The following is a 14169-nucleotide window of genomic DNA, read 5'->3' on the forward strand; positions in this document are numbered from 1 at the left end:
GCCACGATGGCGAAACCTGAATGAATCTGGTCTGGACCAGCGCCGCCCTCGGCTCAGTGATGCTAGCCCTGATCGTCGCGTTGATCGGTCGCGAGCGCTCGCTGCAAAAGCAGCTGGCCGAGTATCGCGTGCTGATCACCAGCCTGACTGACGGACAAAACATCCGTCAGGACGGTGACGCCGAACGCTTCAAGCGCAGCCAGTACTTCGCCCGTATCGGCACGTGGGACTGGGACGTCGACACCGACAAGCTCTACTGGTCGGACGCGATCTACGGCATGTTCGGCTTCAAGATCGACGAAGTAACGCCTTCCTACGCGCTGTTTTGCTCATGTGTTCACCCGGACGACCGGGCCAGGGTCCGGGCCGGGGAATTGCGTTGCCTGGCAACCGGCGACAACCATGACGAGGAATATCGGGTGGTCTGGCCCGACGGCACGATCCGCTGGCTTCGGGAAACCGGGAATGTGGTCAAGAACGACCACGATGCAACGATCAAGATGATGGGCGTGGTACGCGATATCACCGAGGAAAAAGCCTCCGCCAGCTACCTGCAACACCTGGCCCACTTCGACCCGCTGACCGGTCTGCCCAATCGTCTGGTGCTCGAGGAGCGTCTGTCCGAAGCACTGGAACAGGCGCGCATCAGCGCTACAAGGGTTGCGCTGGTGTTTGTCGACCTCAATGGTTTCAAGGCCATCAACGACCATTACGGCCATGCCGCCGGCGACCGGGTACTGATCACCACCGCCACCCGACTGAAGAAAATCCTGCGTTCAACCGATACCGTCGCCCGGATCGGTGGCGACGAGTTTGTAGTCATCCTTCAAGGCCTGCCCCAGGGCAACAGCCTGCAAGACGAAGCTCGCAGCATCTGCCAGAAAATCTTCGTCGAACTGTCACCACCGGTGACCATCGGTAATGATCAACGACACATCGGCACTAGCCTTGGGGTCGCGGTATTCCCGGACCATGCGCCGAGCATGGACCGGTTGATTCATATTGCGGACCTGGCGATGTATGAGGCGAAGCGCAGTGGGAATAATCAGTATCGGTTGGGCACTGAAACCCCCGCACGCGCTCACAGCGAATAGCCCTTCGACGGTTTAACGCTCCACCGGCGAATCATTCCTTATGGAGTGCATTGATCCGTTTCACACATCAATGCATGCCAACAATGCAATTAACATATCGATCCCCCTGCTCCACTATCCGCCTCAATAAGAACCGTGCGCTGCGTCCAGGCGGTGCACGTCATAAAAGCGGTGGAGTACACGTCTATGACAGCATCAACCCAACGGCCCGCGACTTCCGGTCGCTCCCGGGCCAGTGCGATTTTCCGGGTCACCTCAGGCAACTTCCTCGAACAATTCGACTTCTTCCTGTTCGGCTTTTACGCCACGCAGATCGCTGCCGTGTTCTTCCCGGCCAGCAGCGAGTTCGCCTCGCTGATGATGACCTTCGCGGTGTTCGGCGCAGGCTTTCTGATGCGACCGTTGGGCGCCGTGGTACTGGGCGCCTACATCGATGATGTGGGTCGGCGCAAAGGGTTGATCGTCACTTTGTCGATCATGGCCAGCGGCACGATTTTGATTGTGCTGGTGCCCGGCTATGAAACCATCGGGTTGTTCGCCCCGGCCATCGTGTTGATCGGCCGCTTGCTGCAAGGCTTCTCGGCTGGCGCAGAAATGGGTGGCGTCTCGGTGTACCTCTCGGAGATCGCCACGCCCGGCAACAAAGGCTTCTTCACCAGTTGGCAGTCGGCCAGCCAGCAAGTGGCGATCATTGTCGCGGCGGCGTTGGGCTATGGCCTGAACCAATGGATGGCGCCAGCGATGATTGCCGACTGGGGCTGGCGAATTCCGTTTTTCGTCGGTTGCATGATCGTGCCGTTCATTTTTTTCCTGCGCCGCAACCTTGAGGAAACCGAAGCGTTCGCCGCCCGAAAACACCGCCCGAGCATGGGCGATGTGTTCCGCACGCTGGCGCAGAACTGGGTGATCGTGTTCGCCGGGATGATGATGGTCGCCCTGACCACCACCGCGTTTTACCTGATCACCGTATACGCACCGACCTTCGGCAAGACCGTGCTGCACCTGAGCACGTCTGATGCGCTGCTGGTGACCTTGCTGGTGGGCGTTTCGAACTTCTTCTGGCTGCCGGTGGGTGGCGCACTGTCCGACCGCATCGGTCGTCGTCCGGTGCTGATTGCCATGGCCCTGCTGACCTTGGCCACGGCGTATCCGGCACTGACGTATCTGGTGCAGGCGCCGAGCTTCATCAACATGCTGTTGGTGCTGCTGTGGTTGTCGTTCATTTACGGTTTGTACAACGGCGCGATGATTGCCGCGCTGACAGAAATCATGCCGGTTGAAGTTCGGGTTGCCGGTTTCTCCCTGGCTTATAGCCTGGCCACGGCGGTATTCGGTGGTTTCACCCCGGCGATATCGACCTTCCTCATCCAGTACACCGGCGACAAGGCTGCGCCCGGTTACTGGATGAGTTTCGCCGCGCTCTGTGCCCTGTGCGCGACGCTGTATCTCTATCGCCGTTCGACCGGTCGCCTGCAATCGGCGATGTCCTGAAGCCTTCCAGAGCACATGACCATGAAGAAGCTATTCAATTTTGCTGCCCTGACGTTGCTGGTCAGCCTGGGGCTGAGCACCGTCACCCAGGCCGAAGAGATCCGCGTGATGACCTCCGGCGGTTTCACCGCAGCCTACAAAATCCTCGGCCCGAAATTCGCCGCCTCCACAGGGAACACACTGGACACCGCCCTCGGCCCTTCGATGGGCAAGGCGCCGGAAGCGATTCCCAATCGTCTGGCTCGCGGTGAAAAGGCCGACGTGGTCATCATGGTCGGCTACGCCCTCGATGACCTGATCAAGCAAGGCAAAGTCGATCCCGCCTCACGGGTCGAGCTGGCGGACTCGCGGATCGGCCTGGTGGTACGTGAAGGCGCGCCGAAACCGGACATCAGCTCTGTCGACGGCCTGAAAAAGACCTTGCTCGACGCGAAGTCCGTGGCCTATTCCGACAGCGCCAGTGGCGTATACATCGAGGAGCAATTGTTCAAACGGCTGGGCATTGAAGACCAACTCAAACCCAAGTCGACGATGGTCCCGAAAATCCCGGTGGGTTCGGTGGTTGCCACCGGTGACTATCAACTGGGCTTTCAGCAGGTCAGCGAGTTGCTGCCGGTGCCGGGGGTGAGTTTTGTGGCGAAGATTCCGGAATCGGTGCAGTCGGTGACGCGTTTCGCCGCCGGCATTCCGGTGGGGGCGCAACACCCGGCGCAAGCCAAGGCATTGCTGGAATACCTGGCCTCCACCGCCGCTCAACCGGATGTGAAAGCCACCGGGCTGGACTCAGTCAGCCGCTGACCTGGACTTTCATTTCCACCACCAGCCGTTCCAGTTCCAGTGCCGCCGGGGTCAAGGTGCGACCCCGGCGCTTGATCAAACCGACACTGCGCATCACCTGCGGATCGGTCAGCGGCACCCGTGTCAGGATCGGGTGATCCGCCGCCGGCATCGCCATCAACGGCACCGCTGCCACGCCCAACCCCGCTTCGACCAAACCGATCATCGTCGTCACATGCCGGGTTTCGCAGATGCTTGACCGCTGCGGCACGATGCCCGTGAGCGCCTGATCCAGCAGAAAGCGATTGCCGGACGTCTTGTCCAGCGAGATGTAGTCCTGCTGATAAAACTCATCCCACGTCACGCTGGCGCGTGCGGCCAACGGATGATCGCGCCGGCACGCCACCACATAACCTTCCTGTACCAGCGGCTCGGGCGGTGTGTCAGCCAACATCATTGTATGTTCATGGCTGACGCATGAAGCATCACCCTTTATCCTTGTCCCCCCGCCGTACCGAGTGAATGGAGTTTTTGTCATGCCCCATGAAGGCAACCTGTTGCAAGCCGCTGTCGTGTTTCTGTTCGCGGCGGTGCTCACCGTTCCCTTGGCCAAGCGCCTGCAACTGGGGGCGGTACTGGGTTATCTGTTTGCAGGGGTGATCATCGGGCCGTCGGTGTTGGGCCTGATTGGCAATCCGCAAAGCGTCAGCCACATTTCCGAACTCGGGGTGGTGTTGCTGCTGTTCATCATTGGTCTTGAACTGTCGCCGCGACGTTTGTGGGTGATGCGCAGATCGGTGTTCGGCGTCGGCCTGGCGCAAGTGCTGCTGACGGGCTCGGTGATTGGTGTGCTGGCGTTGTTCGTGTTCGGCCAACCGTTGAACAGCGCGATCGTGCTGGGCTTGGGCCTGGCGCTGTCGTCCACGGCGTTCGGTCTGCAAAGCCTGGCCGAGCGCAAGGAACTGACCAGTCCCCACGGGCGTTTGGCATTCGCGATTCTGTTGTTCCAGGACATCGCCGCTATCCCGTTGATCGCCATGGTGCCGTTGCTGGCGGGCGGCGATCACACCAGCAGCGCAGGTGAAGGCCTCAATCACGGCTTGCGCGTGCTGGGCAGCATCGCGGTGATGGTGATCGGTGGGCGATACCTGTTGCGGCCGGTGTTCCGGGTGGTGGCCAAGACCGGTTTACCGGAAGTCTCCACGGCCACCGCGTTGCTGGTGGTGATGGGCACGGCGTGGCTGATGGATCTGGTCGGCGTGTCGATGGCGCTGGGGGCGTTCCTCGCCGGGTTGCTGCTGGCAGACTCCGAATACCGCCACGAACTGGAAGCGCAAATCGAGCCGTTCAAGGGATTGTTGCTGGGGCTGTTTTTCATCAGTGTCGGCATGGGCGCCAACCTGAGCCTGCTCCTGAGCGCGCCGATCACGGTGCTGGGCCTGACCCTGTTGCTGATCGCAATCAAACTGCCGCTGCTGTTTATTGTCGGTCGGCTGGCGGGTGGTCTGGGCAAGGTCAGTGCGATTCGCCTCGGCATCGTGCTCGCGGCCGGTGGTGAATTTGCGTTTGTGGTGTTCAAGATCGGCCGCGACCAGGGCCTGTTCGAACCAAACCTGTACGACTTGCTGGTGCTGACCATCACCTTGTCCATGGCGGTGACGCCACTGCTGTTGCTGGTGTGCGCGCGACTGGTCAGGCCAAAGGTTCAACCGGTGGTGGTGCCGGAGAAATTCCGCGAGATCGATACCGACACACCGCGCGTGGTGATCGCCGGCATGGGCCGCATGGGGCAGATCGTTGCGCGGATTTTGCGCGCGCAGAACATCAAGTTCGTCGCCCTCGACACCTCGGTGGAAACCATCGAACTGTCGCGCAGCTTCGGCGGTGTGCCGGTGTTCTACGGCGACCCGATGCGCCCGGAGATCCTCAGTGCGGCCAAGGTCGAGCAGGCGGAATACTTTGTCATCGCCACCGACGACCCGGACACCAACATCAAGACTGCCGAACTGGTGCATAAACTCTACCCGCACATCAAAATCATCGCCCGGGCGCGTAACCGTCAGCATGTGCATCGCTTGGTGGACCTTGGCGCCGAGGCCATTCGGGAAACCTATTACTCGAGTCTGGAAATGAGCCGGCGCACGCTGGTCGGCCTGGGGCTGACCCAGGCCCAGGCCGATGCGCGGATCAAACGCTTCAAGCATCACGACGAACAGGTGCTGGAGGCCCAGCATGCGGTTTATGACGATGCGGCGAAGGTCTTGCAGACGGCACAGGAAGCCCGGGCGGAACTGGCGAGATTGTTTGAGTCGGATCAGTTGGAAGAACAATCAGGCAAGGCATAACTGATCGCCCCCACGCTCCCCCCACAGCTGATCGTTCCCACGCTCTGCGTGAGAATGCCGCCCGGGACGCTCCGCGTCCCTTCGCAAGTCGTGACGCAGAGCGTCACAGGATGCATTCCCACGCAGAGCGTGGGAACGATCGACATAAGGAATCCACAATGGCTGCTGACCAACCCGCCCCCGCCCTGAAAGAAATCTTCAACGCCGACCGCCTCAAGCACATCGCCACCGAGATGACCGCCGTCTACCCCGCGTTCAACGCCAAGGCCTTCCTGAAACTGGCCAACGACGGGCTAGGCGAATTATCCATCATGCAGCGCATGGCCCGGGTCAGCGAGTGCCTGCACACCGTCCTGCCGTTGAACTATGAAGAAACGCTAGAGGTGCTGCGCGCCCTCGCTCCTCGCCTGAACAGCGGTTTCGTCAGCATCTCATTGCCGCATTACGTCGCGACGTACGGCGGACATGCCTTCGAGCAGTCCATGGAGGCGCTGAAATACTTCACCACCTTCGGCTCCTCGGAGTTCGCGATCCGCTACTTCCTGCGCAGCGACATCGAACGCTCCCTGGCGGTCATGCACGAGTGGTCCCTGGACCAAAACGAACACGTCCGCCGCCTGGCCAGCGAAGGCAGCCGACCGCGCCTGCCATGGTCGTTTCGACTGGAACAGATTCAGGCTGACCCAACATTGGCGGCGGTGATCCTCGACAACCTCAAGGCCGACGACAGTCTCTACGTGCGCAAGTCCGTGGCCAACCACCTCAACGACATCACCAAGGATCATCCCGAATGGGTGCTGGACCTGATCGAAGGCTGGTCGCTGGACAACAAACACACGGCATGGATCGCCAAACACGCCCTGCGCAGCCTGATCAAACAAGGCAATCAACGCGCGTTGGCGATCATTGGCGCGGGCGGCAAGCCTGAGGTCGAGATCATAGATGTGAAGGTGCAACCGGCGGTGATTCGTCTGGGTGAAAAAATCACCCTGTCCTTCGCCGTGAAATCCACGGTCCAGGACAGTCAGCGACTGGTGATCGACTACGCAATCGATTACGTAAAAGCCAGCGGCAGCACGTCAGCGAAGGTATTCAAGCTCAAGGCGCTGACACTTCCCGGCAAGGCGACCGAATCCATCGTCCGGGGTCAGCACATCAAGGAACTTACCACCCGCCGGCATTACGCGGGTCATCACGCCGTGCACATTCTGGTGAACGGCGAGCGCCTGGCCAGCACCGGGTTCGAGATTATCGCTGACGCTGATTGACCGTATTAGCGGATCGACCAGGCAGCATGCGCGTCAGGGTGTTGTCACGGACCCAATAGTGATGGAACAACCCCGCCGCCGCGTGCAAGCCGATCAGCCAGTAACCGGCGCTGCCGAGCAATTCGTGCCAATGCTTGAACTGCTTGGCCAGATCCGGATCGACCGCCACCAGCGAAGGCAGGAAGAACTCGAAATAAGGCATCGGCTTGCCACCTGCCGACAGCATCAGCCAGGCCAATAATGGCGTGGCAATCATCAGCCCATACAATGCCAGGTGCATCAGGTGCGAAACGCCTGTCTGCCAGACGGGTAACGCCGGCGTGATGGGCGGACGCGGGGCGAGCCGCCCGAGCAAGCGCACCCAGACCAACACAAAAATGCTGAACCCGAACAAGCCGTGCAGCCCCAGGAACAGGCTCTTCAACGCATGCCCGCGGGGCAACAGCCCTTTGATTTCGATGCAGGCATACACGCCAACAAACAGCGCAAGCATCAGCCAGTGCAAAGTGATCGAGAGTTTTCCATACCGGTGAGCGAGTGCATCGCGGGTCATAACAAGCCTCGTGAATATCATTGTGACTGGCGACTCATTCGCGCAGCCCGGGGCGACACCCTGCCCGCCCAGTCTTAAGACAATCTGAAGACAGGCACGACCGATCTTTTGGCCTCCTTCAGACTTCGTTAAGAAATGCCTCCGATACTCCTTCCACACTGACCTGTGGAGGCGTTTTCCAATGCCCGATTTTAACTGGAACATCCCTCTGCCCCTGCATTTCGGCCAAGCCGAAACCCCGCAGATGAGTTTGGCCAGAGCCCTGCCGGACGAGCCCCTGCGCCCCGTCTTCGAAGCCTTTATCCAGCAACGCTTCCGTAAGGCCCACGGTGCCGACATCCGTCATTTCATGCCGGAGCTGTTCGGCATGAATAACGCGTCAGGTGAACTGTGTGCAGTGGCCGGCGTGCGTCTGGCGAATAGCGAACCACTGTTTCTGGAACGTTACCTGGACGAACCGATCGATCCGCTGATCAGTGTCGCGGCCGATTGTGCAGTAGACCGCGCGGGTATCGTCGAGGTGGGCAACCTGGCCGCCACCGACACCGGCAGTGCGCGAATGAGCATCATCGCCATCACCTACCTGCTGGCCATGGGCGGCCTGGAATGGGTGACGTTCACTGGCAACATCGGCCTGGTGAATAGCTTCCACCGTCTGGGCTTGAAACCCGTGACCTTGTGCGCCGCCGATCCTGCGCGGCTGGGCGACGACCGCCATAGCTGGGGCAGTTACTACGAGAGCAAGCCCTGGGTGCACGTTGGCAACATCCGCGCCGGCTTCATCCATTTGCGCAATATCGGGATGTTCAATCGCCTGGGGCTGCCATCGTCCATCGAGGAATCCAGCCATGTCGCCTGAAATGGAGCGTTTCAAACAGACCCTGCGCAGCCATGCCGAACGCAAGTCCAATGCCATCGCCCTGTGGGGCGATCACCAGAAACTGGACTACGCCACGCTGTACGCAGAAGTGATGTATCGCCAGCAGCGTCTGCGCGATGAAAGCGTCAAGGTGGTTGCACTGGCGCTGGACAACGGCGTCGAAGCCATGCTCTGGGACCTGGCCGTGCTGTTTGAAGGTTTGACCTGCCTGACGTTGCCACCTTTTTTCAGCCCGGCTCAACGCAAACATTGCCTGAAGCAAAGCCAGGCCGCCCTGGTGATTGCCGAGCCAGCACTGGAAGGCGAATTGCAAACGGCCGGTTATGAGAAAGCCGGCGAGTTCTGGCGCCGTACCTTCAGCGGCCCAAGTCGGATGCCCGAAGGTACCGCCAAACTGACCTTTACCTCGGGCACCACCGGCACCCCCAAAGGCGTCTGCCTGAGCGCCGAAAGCATTCTGCGGGTCGCCCGCGAACTGGATCAGGCCAGCAAGCCCACCGATCCACAGCACCACCTCGCACTTTTGCCGCTGGCGATCCTGCTGGAAAATATTGGCTGCTATGCGGCGCTGTACGCCGGCGCAACGCTGAGCCTGCCCAGCCAGAAAACCCTGGGTATTCAGGGTGCCAGTAGTGTGGATGTGCCGCGGCTGCTCGGATGCCTGGCCACCCGTGCCCCCGAGAGTTTGATCCTGGTGCCGCAGTTGCTGTTGATGCTGGTCAGCGCCGCCGAGCAAAAAGCCTTCAGCCCCCACGCGTTGCGTTTTGCCGCGGTGGGTGGCGCACGGGTTAGCGAAGAATTACTGCTCCGTGCGCAACGGATCGGCCTACCGGTTTACGAAGGCTACGGACTGTCCGAGTGCGCGTCGGTGGTGTGCCTCAATCGGCCAGAAGCGCGCCGCCCTGGCAGTGTCGGCCGGCCCCTGCCCCACGTGGACATTCGCCTGGCCGACGACGGCGAAGTGCTGATCAAAGGATCGACCTTGCTCGGTTATCTCGGTGAAGCGCCGCACACCGATGAATGGTGGCCCAGCGGCGATCTTGGCGAGTTCGACCCCGAAGGTTTTCTCTACCTCAAGGGGCGCAAGAAACATCAATTCGTCACCAGTTACGGCCGCAATGTGAACCCGGAATGGGTCGAGGCCGAATTGACCCAACGCCGTCATATCGCCCAGGCCTTTGTCTACGGCGAAGCCATGCCGAGCAACCACGCGCTGCTCTGGCCCCATCGCCCCGATTGCACCGACGCAGAACTGGCCGCCGCCGTGGCCCAAGCCAACGAAGCCTTGCCCGATTACGCCCAGGTCCATCTGTGGACACGCCTGGATCAACCATTCACATCCGACAACGGTCTGCTGACCGCCAATGGCCGACCACGCCGGGACGCCATCGTCGAGCGTTACCGCTCGCAACTGACTGAAGCTGTCTTTTCAGAGGAATCTGCGTCATGAGCTTTTTCGACACATTGCAAGAAGCCACCCAGCAAGAACGCCACGAGCTGTTCAATCTGCCCATCATTCGCGACGCCCTCGAGGGCAAGGTCAGCCTGGAAAGCTACCGGGCCTTCCTGGCGCAAGCCTATTACCACGTGCGCCACACCGTACCGCTGATGATGGCGTGCGGTGCCCGTTTGCCGTCGCGCCTGGAATGGCTGCGTAAAGCGGTGTGCGAGTACATCGAGGACGAATACGGCCACGAACAATGGGTCCTCGACGACATCCAAGCCTGCGGCGGCGACAAAGAGGCCGTGCGCGACGGTCGTCCGTCCTTGCCGATCGAATTGATGGTCAGCTTCCTCTACGACCTGATTGCCCGGGACAACCCGGTCGGCCTGTTCGGCATGGTCAACGTGCTTGAAGGCACCAGCATCGCCCTGGCCACTCATGCCGCCGACAGCATTCGCGAACGCCTGGACCTGCCGCAAAGCGCTTTCAGTTACCTCAGCTCCCATGGTTCGCTGGATATCGAGCACATGCACACCTATCGCCGACTGATGAACACCCTCGATGATCCGGCCGACCAGGCGGCTGTGATTCACGCCTCCAAGGTGGTGTACACGCTTTACACCGACATGTTCCGCGGTTTGCCACGCGATGGGGAGAACCTGCATGCGCCTGTCTGAGGCTCGCGTGGTACTGACCGGCGCCAGCGGCGGTATCGGGTTGGCGATCACTACCGCCCTGTGCGCCAGTGGCGCCCGGGTATTGGCCGTGGCTCGGCATCGGGAACCGTTGGCACCTTTGCTCGAACGCTATCCGCAGCAGTTGTGCTGGATCGGCGCCGACCTGACGTTCCTCGCCGACCGCCGCAAAGTACTGGGAGCCGCCGAAGCCATCGGCGGCATCAACCTGCTGATCAACGCCGCCGGGGTCAATCACTTCGCCATGCTCGAGCAGCTCGATGACAGCGACATCAACGCCATGCTGGCAGTGAACATCAGCGCGCCGATCTGCCTGACCAAGTTATTACTGCCGCTGCTCAAGCAAGCTGAAAGCGCGATGGTGGTGAATGTCGGTTCGACCTACGGCTCCATCGGCTACCCCGGTTACGCCAGCTATTGCGCCACCAAGTTTGCCCTGCGGGGTTTTTCCGAAGCCCTGCGCCGGGAACTGGCCGACACCCGGGTCGGCGTTTTATACGTCGCGCCACGGGCCACCCGCACCAGCATGAACAGCCCGGCGGCACAGGCCTTGAATGACGCGCTCAAATCCAGTGTCGACGATCCTCAAAAAGTAGCCTCGGCGGTGATCCACGCGATTGCCGGAGACCACCGTGATTTGTACCTGGGCTGGCCGGAACGCTTTTTCGTGCGCCTGAACAGCCTGTTGCCAAACCTGGTGGATCGCGGCCTGCGCAAGCAGTTGCCACTGATCCGTCGCCTGAGTCAGAAGCCTGATAACGAGAATCTCAAGCCATGAAAAAACTCTTTGCTTGCTTGCTGTTGGGCGCCTTGAGCCACAGTGCCTGGGCGCTGGACGCCGCCGATCAACAACGTCTCAATGGCATCCAGCAAAGCTGGGCTCATATTCAATACGAACTGCCGGCCGAGCAGCGCACTGCCGCATTCGAAAAACTCGCCGGCCAAGCGTCGGCGTTCACTCACGAACGCCAATCGGTGGCCGAAGCCTGGATCTGGTCCGGAATCGTCACCAGCAGTTGGGCCGGTGCCCAGGGCGGGCTCGGTGCGCTGAGCAAGGTCAAGGATGCGAAAGTCGACCTGGAGAAAGCCCTGGCCCTGGACCCAAAAGCCCTGCAAGGCTCGGCCTACACCAGCCTCGGCGCACTGTACGACCGCGTACCGGGCTGGCCCATCGGTTTCGGCGACGCCGACAAGGCCGAACAATTGCTCAAGCAGGCCTTGCAACTGAACCCGAACGGCATCGATAGTCTGTACTTCTGGGGCGATCACCTCTACCGTCAAAAACGCTACAGCGAAGCCCGGGGCGCCCTGCAAAAAGCCCTGCAAGCGGAGCCAAGGCCAGGCCGGGAAACCGCCGACGCCGGGCGGCGCAAAGAGATCGAAGCGTTGCTGGCGGACGTGAACAAGAAACTCAACTGACAGGAGTCCGTGTGCGCTTATTACTGGTTGAAGATGACGTGGCCCTGGGCGAAGGCATCCATCAGGCCCTGGGCCGCGAAGGTTACACAGTCGACTGGTTGCAGGACGGCATCAGCGCCTTGCATTCGCTGCTCAGTGAATCCTTCGACCTGGCAGTGCTCGACCTCGGCCTGCCGCGCATGGACGGGCTGGAAGTGTTGCGCCGTCTGCGTGACAGCGGCTCCAACCTGCCCGTGCTGATCCTCACCGCGCGGGACGCCACCGAAGACCGTATCGAAGGGCTGGATGCCGGGGCCGACGATTATCTGATCAAACCCTTTGATCTGGCCGAACTCAAGGCGCGCCTGCGGGCCTTGCTGCGGCGCAGTGCCGGCCGCGCGCAGATGCTCATCGAACACGCCGGCATCAGCCTCAACCCGGGCACCCAGCAAGTCAGTTATTTGGGCGAACCGGTCGCGCTGACGCCCAAGGAATATCAACTGCTCCACGAATTACTCTCGCCGCCGGGCCGGGTGATGACCCGCGATCACTTGATGCAGTTGCTTTACGGCTGGAACGAAGAAGCCGAAAGCAACACCCTGGAAGTACACATTCATCATCTGCGCAAGAAATTTTCCACCGATCTGATCCGTACCATTCGCGGTGTCGGTTATCTGGTGGAGGAGCGTCGATGACGTCCATTCGGCACCGTACCCTGACGCTGATCATCGGCCTGATGCTCGCGGGTCTGGCGGTGATCAGCGTGTTCAACTGGCACGACAGCAACCACGAAATTGCCGAAGTCTATGACGCTCAACTGGCGCAGAACGCCCGGCTGCTGCAGGGGGTGATGCGCATGCCACTGGCCAGCAAGGAACACGCCGAGCTGTATCAGGCATTCAACAGGGCCTTGGGCGAAGCGGCGCCAGGAGGCGATGGCCATCCTTATGAAAGCAAGATTGCCTTTCAGGTCTGGAATCGTAAGGGCGAAGTGCTGGTGCACACCGCCAGCGCGCCCTCCTTCACCACGCCCCCGTCGACACCTGGCTTCAGCGATGTGGTCGATCTGAATAACCGCCACTGGCGCGCGTTCATGCTGGAAGACAAACCAACTGATGTGCGGATCTGGGTGGGCGAACTCGGCGATGTGCGGTCGGAGCTGGTGGACCGGATCCTGCGCCATACCCTGTGGCCCAACGTGCTGGGCAGCCTGATGCTGGTGGCGATGGTCTGGCTGGCCATTGGTTGGGGCCTCAAGCCCCTGGCCGATATGGCGGCGACGCTGCGGGCACGGCACAGCGGTTCTCTGGAACCGCTGCAACTGACCCCGCTGCCCAGCGAGCTCGAACCGATGCAAGCGGCACTCAATCGCATGCTCGCGCAGATTCAGGTAGTGCTCGGCCGCGAGCGGCGCTTTATCGCCGACGCCGCCCATGAAATGCGCACGCCCCTGGCGGTGCTACGGGTGCATGCGCAAAACCTGTTAGAGGCCGGCACCGAACAAGAGCGCAGGGAATCCTTGGCGTTTCTGATTTCGGGCGTGGACCGAACCAGCCGTTTGGTCAACCAATTGCTGACCATGGCTCGCCTTGAACCCACAGCCGTAACGCCGGTGCCGCACACCATCGACCTGACTCAAACGGTGCGCGACAGCTTGGTTCAGCTGACACCCTGGTTACTGAGCAAGAACCTTGAACTGGCCTTCGACGTCACCGACCGGCCCCTGAAAGTAATCGCTGACGCCGCCGCCATCGACATCGCCCTGAATAACCTGATCAGCAACGCGGCAAATTTTTCCCCCGCGCACGGCGTCATCACCGTGCAGCTGGATCAGGCTGACGGGTTTTATTTATTGAGTGTCGAAGATCAGGGGCCGGGCATCGACGAAGCGGAACGCGGCCGGTTATTCGAACGTTTTTACAGCCGAGGGAACGTCCAGGGGGCGGGATTGGGTCTGACAATCGTCAACACCATTGCGACTCGGCTGGGTGGACGAATTACCCTGGTCAACCGGCCGGAGGGCGGGTTGCGGGCAACGCTGTCGATTCCGGACGGCCAGTCCCGCACGCCTTTACAGCGCACCACGCGCGAATTGCCGCCGAATGCTTGAGTGATCACAAGCGGGGGCTCGCCAGATAATGCGCAACCAAAGCCCAGCGCAAACTCGCCGTTAATCAGCAACGATTGAAGCTATCGCGAAGCGCTCTAAAGAACTGTCATATCT

The 14169-nt window shown here is 60.8% G+C and carries 13 protein-coding genes and 1 pseudogene; 12 read left to right on the plus strand and 2 right to left on the minus strand.

What is annotated here, in order from left to right; genetic code table 11:
• Positions 1 to 20: 20 nt before the first annotated feature.
• The 3 genes from IB252_RS16510 to IB252_RS16520 all read left to right on the plus strand — a co-directional run bounded on the left by IB252_RS16510 (position 21) and on the right by IB252_RS16520 (position 3383).
• A complete protein-coding gene (locus tag IB252_RS16510; RefSeq protein WP_192409558.1) occupies positions 21 to 1094 on the plus strand; it encodes a sensor domain-containing diguanylate cyclase in 1074 nt (357 codons plus the stop codon).
• 186 nt (positions 1095 to 1280) lie between these two features.
• On the plus strand, positions 1281 to 2585 hold the full coding sequence (locus IB252_RS16515) for an MFS transporter (protein ID WP_192409559.1): 1305 nt from the start codon (positions 1281 to 1283) through the stop codon (positions 2583 to 2585).
• A 21-nt stretch (positions 2586 to 2606) separates the two neighbouring features.
• On the plus strand, positions 2607 to 3383 hold the full coding sequence (locus IB252_RS16520) for a substrate-binding domain-containing protein (protein WP_192409560.1): 777 nt from the start codon (positions 2607 to 2609) through the stop codon (positions 3381 to 3383).
• On the opposite strand, the pseudogene IB252_RS16525 reads toward IB252_RS16520, so the two are convergent.
• Positions 3373 to 3810: pseudogene (locus tag IB252_RS16525) on the minus strand (LysR substrate-binding domain-containing protein); the annotation flags it as partial. The gene IB252_RS16520 and the pseudogene IB252_RS16525 sit on opposite strands and share 11 nt — an antisense overlap.
• A gap of 88 nt (positions 3811 to 3898) precedes the next feature.
• Between IB252_RS16525 and IB252_RS16530 the strand changes: the two are divergent.
• The gene (locus tag IB252_RS16530) at positions 3899 to 5707 is read left to right on the plus strand and encodes a monovalent cation:proton antiporter-2 (CPA2) family protein (RefSeq protein WP_192409561.1); all 1809 of its coding nucleotides are present in this window, start codon (positions 3899 to 3901) and stop codon (positions 5705 to 5707) included.
• Between the two features lie 158 nt (positions 5708 to 5865).
• Positions 5866 to 6975, plus strand: coding sequence for a DNA alkylation repair protein (locus tag IB252_RS16535; protein ID WP_192409562.1), 1110 nt, complete (start codon positions 5866 to 5868; stop codon positions 6973 to 6975).
• On the opposite strand, the gene IB252_RS16540 is transcribed toward IB252_RS16535, so the two are convergent.
• Positions 6956 to 7528 carry a cytochrome b gene (locus tag IB252_RS16540; RefSeq protein ID WP_111452540.1) on the minus strand — a complete coding sequence of 191 codons (573 nt, stop codon included), beginning with the start codon at positions 7526 to 7528 and terminating at the stop codon, positions 6956 to 6958. The two genes, IB252_RS16535 and IB252_RS16540, sit on opposite strands and share 20 nt — an antisense overlap.
• Positions 7529 to 7709: 181 nt before the next feature.
• Here IB252_RS16540 and IB252_RS16545 point away from each other — a divergent pair, with 181 nt between their 5' ends.
• Genes IB252_RS16545 through IB252_RS16575 form a run of 7 tightly spaced genes read left to right on the plus strand, consistent with a single transcriptional unit; the run spans position 7710 to position 14055 of the window.
• Positions 7710 to 8387: a thermostable hemolysin gene (locus IB252_RS16545; protein WP_111452539.1), complete on the plus strand. Its 678-nt coding sequence runs from the start codon at positions 7710 to 7712 to the stop codon at positions 8385 to 8387.
• On the plus strand, positions 8377 to 9858 hold the full coding sequence (locus IB252_RS16550; protein ID WP_192409563.1) for an AMP-binding protein: 1482 nt from the start codon (positions 8377 to 8379) through the stop codon (positions 9856 to 9858). Before IB252_RS16545 ends, IB252_RS16550 begins: the two co-directional genes overlap by 11 nt.
• Positions 9855 to 10529, plus strand: coding sequence for a TenA family transcriptional regulator (locus IB252_RS16555; RefSeq protein WP_192409564.1), 675 nt, complete (start codon positions 9855 to 9857; stop codon positions 10527 to 10529). Before IB252_RS16550 ends, IB252_RS16555 begins: the two co-directional genes overlap by 4 nt.
• Positions 10516 to 11325, plus strand: coding sequence for an SDR family oxidoreductase (locus tag IB252_RS16560; RefSeq protein WP_111452536.1), 810 nt, complete (start codon positions 10516 to 10518; stop codon positions 11323 to 11325). The genes IB252_RS16555 and IB252_RS16560 overlap by 14 nt, the downstream gene beginning before the upstream one ends.
• A complete protein-coding gene (locus tag IB252_RS16565; RefSeq protein WP_192409565.1) occupies positions 11322 to 11966 on the plus strand; it encodes a tetratricopeptide repeat protein in 645 nt (214 codons plus the stop codon). The genes IB252_RS16560 and IB252_RS16565 overlap by 4 nt, the downstream gene beginning before the upstream one ends.
• An 11-nt stretch (positions 11967 to 11977) precedes the next feature.
• Positions 11978 to 12640, plus strand: a complete 663-nt coding sequence (locus IB252_RS16570; RefSeq protein WP_192409566.1) for a response regulator — start codon at positions 11978 to 11980, stop codon at positions 12638 to 12640.
• A complete protein-coding gene (locus IB252_RS16575) occupies positions 12637 to 14055 on the plus strand; it encodes an ATP-binding protein (protein ID WP_192409567.1) in 1419 nt (472 codons plus the stop codon). The genes IB252_RS16570 and IB252_RS16575 overlap by 4 nt, the downstream gene beginning before the upstream one ends.
• The last annotated feature ends 114 nt before the right edge of the window (positions 14056 to 14169 follow it).

This window comes from Pseudomonas sp. PDM10 (assembly GCF_014852295.1).
Taxonomy (GTDB): domain Bacteria; phylum Pseudomonadota; class Gammaproteobacteria; order Pseudomonadales; family Pseudomonadaceae; genus Aquipseudomonas.

Coding starts and splice junctions, on each gene's coding strand:
- IB252_RS16510 (WP_192409558.1), top strand. CDS start 21: ATGAATCTGGTCTGGACCAGCGCCGCCCTCGGCTCAGTGATGCTAGCC.
- IB252_RS16515 (WP_192409559.1), top strand. CDS start 1,281: ATGACAGCATCAACCCAACGGCCCGCGACTTCCGGTCGCTCCCGGGCC.
- IB252_RS16520 (WP_192409560.1), top strand. CDS start 2,607: ATGAAGAAGCTATTCAATTTTGCTGCCCTGACGTTGCTGGTCAGCCTG.
- IB252_RS16530 (WP_192409561.1), top strand. CDS start 3,899: ATGCCCCATGAAGGCAACCTGTTGCAAGCCGCTGTCGTGTTTCTGTTC.
- IB252_RS16535 (WP_192409562.1), top strand. CDS start 5,866: ATGGCTGCTGACCAACCCGCCCCCGCCCTGAAAGAAATCTTCAACGCC.
- IB252_RS16540 (WP_111452540.1), bottom strand. CDS start 7,528: ATGACCCGCGATGCACTCGCTCACCGGTATGGAAAACTCTCGATCACT.
- IB252_RS16545 (WP_111452539.1), top strand. CDS start 7,710: ATGCCCGATTTTAACTGGAACATCCCTCTGCCCCTGCATTTCGGCCAA.
- IB252_RS16550 (WP_192409563.1), top strand. CDS start 8,377: ATGTCGCCTGAAATGGAGCGTTTCAAACAGACCCTGCGCAGCCATGCC.
- IB252_RS16555 (WP_192409564.1), top strand. CDS start 9,855: ATGAGCTTTTTCGACACATTGCAAGAAGCCACCCAGCAAGAACGCCAC.
- IB252_RS16560 (WP_111452536.1), top strand. CDS start 10,516: ATGCGCCTGTCTGAGGCTCGCGTGGTACTGACCGGCGCCAGCGGCGGT.
- IB252_RS16565 (WP_192409565.1), top strand. CDS start 11,322: ATGAAAAAACTCTTTGCTTGCTTGCTGTTGGGCGCCTTGAGCCACAGT.
- IB252_RS16575 (WP_192409567.1), top strand. CDS start 12,637: ATGACGTCCATTCGGCACCGTACCCTGACGCTGATCATCGGCCTGATG.